The sequence below is a fragment of the Pseudactinotalea sp. genome, from assembly GCF_048594945.1.
In the GTDB taxonomy this organism is placed as follows: domain Bacteria; phylum Actinomycetota; class Actinomycetes; order Actinomycetales; family Beutenbergiaceae; genus Pseudactinotalea.
This window is the reverse complement of record NZ_JBMDXJ010000366.1, coordinates 1-1912: the sequence shown is the minus strand read 5'-3', so window position 1 is coordinate 1912 and position 1912 is coordinate 1. Positions and strand designations below refer to the sequence as shown.

General features: G+C 69.0%; 2 protein-coding genes. Both read left to right on the top strand.

What is annotated here, in order from left to right:
* The coding region (locus ACOJSN_RS16775) for an NAD-dependent epimerase/dehydratase family protein (protein WP_420113637.1) at window positions 1-609 on the top strand (609 nt) is incomplete at its 5' end.
* 2 nt (window positions 610-611) lie between these two features.
* The coding region (locus ACOJSN_RS16770; RefSeq protein WP_420113636.1) for a glycosyltransferase family 4 protein at window positions 612-1912 on the top strand (1301 nt) is incomplete at its 3' end.

Below are 1912 nucleotides of genomic sequence, written 5' to 3'. Positions count from 1 at the left end.
GTGTACGCCGGCGACAAGCAGACCGACCCGAACGTCACCGCACTGAAGGAAGCCGACGCCTACCCGGCCGATCCGGAGGACGGCTATGGCTGGGAGAAGCTCTTCAGCGAGCGGATGGCGCGGCACTTCCGTGAGGACTTCGGCCTGGAGACGCGGGTGGCTCGCTACCACAACGTGTACGGCCCGGAGGGTACGTACGACGGCGGCAGGGAGAAGGCCCCGGCGGCGCTGTCGCGCAAGGTGGCGCAGGCCAAGCTCAGTGGCGACCACTCGATCGAGATCTGGGGCGACGGCGAGCAGAGCCGCAGCTTCATGTACATCGACGACTGCGTGCGGGGCACGAAGGAGATCCTGGCCGGCGAGAACGTCGAGCCGGTCAACCTGGGTTCGGCCGAGCTGGTGACGATCAACCAGATGGTCGACATCCTCGAGGACATCGCCGGCATCACCTTGCAGCGCAACTACAAGCTCGACGCACCGCAGGGCGTGCGGGGTCGCAACAGCGACAACACGCTCTTCCACAGCATCTACGGCTGGGAGCCCTCGATCTCGCTGCGTGAGGGCCTGGAGAAGACCTATTCCTGGATCCACGACCAGCTGACGGCCTGACCGTGCGCATCCTCGTCCACGACTTCTCCGGTCACCCGTTCCAGGCTGAGCTGTCCCGCGCGCTGGCCGCGAAGGGCCACACCGTCGAGCACCTGCACGCCGAGCAGTACGTCAGCGGCAAGGGGCACCTCGAGGCGCTCGAGGACGACGCGCCGGGTCTGTCCTTCTTCGGCCTGAAGCTCGATCTGCCGTTCGCGAAGTACTCGCCGTGGACCCGGCTGCGGTTCGAGCGGGCGTACGGCAAGGCGTGGATCGAGCGTCAGCGCACGCGCGAGGACGACGTGGTCATCGCCTCCAACGTCCCACTGGTCTCGCTGTTCCGGTTCGCCCGGTGGGCACGACGCGCGCAGCAGCCGTGGGTCATGTGGCACCAGGACGTCTACAGCGTCGGCCTCGCGGACGAGCTGCGGCGCCGGTTCCCACGGCCGCTCGCCGCGATCGGCGCCAAGGTGCTCGACGCGATGGAGGCGTACTGCGCACGCGGCGCGGCCCATGTCGTCGCGATCGGTGACGGCTTCACCGACACGTACCGTCGGTGGTCGGTGCCGGAGGAGGACGTCTCGGTCATCCCCAACTGGGCTCCGCTGGACAAGGTGTTCCCGGTCGAGCGGGAGAATCCGCGCTCCACGGACCTGTTCCCCGCCAAGGACGCGCTGCGCCTGCTGTACGCCGGCACGCTCGGCCGCAAGCACAACCCGATGCTGCTCGTCGACATCCTGCAGGCCACGCGGAATCGTGGTGTGCCGGCGTCGCTGACGGTGGTCTCGGAAGGTGAGGGCGCCGACGACCTGCGCGAGGCGGCCGCCGCGAACCCGGATCTCGACCTGCGTGTCCTGCCGTTCCAGCCCGCCGGCGACCTGCCCGACGTGCTCGGTTCGGCTGATGTGCTCGTGGCGCTGCTGGAGCCTGACGCCACGGCGTTCTCCATCCCGAGCAAGGTGCTGTCGTACATGGCGGCCGGTCGCCCGATCCTGGGTCTCATGCCGGAGGACAACCCGGCGGCGCTCGACGTCCTCGCGACGGGTGGCCATGTCGGCCCACCGACGTGCGACGGCGCGGAGGGGGCGATCGAGTGGTTGGAGAAGCTCCACGCGGCCCCGGAGTCGGTCGAGGTGATCGGTTCGCGGGCGCGGTCAGTGGCGGAGGAGAAGTTCGACCTGGAGCTCATCGCCGGACAGTTCACGAGCATCCTGGCCCGTTCGCACGGCACGGTGGTTCCCGAACCACCTGCTCTGCCGGTCGAGGAGCAGCCTGCACCCGAGCGACGTCCCCTGGGTTCGCCGGTGCCGCGACGGGTCGAGAG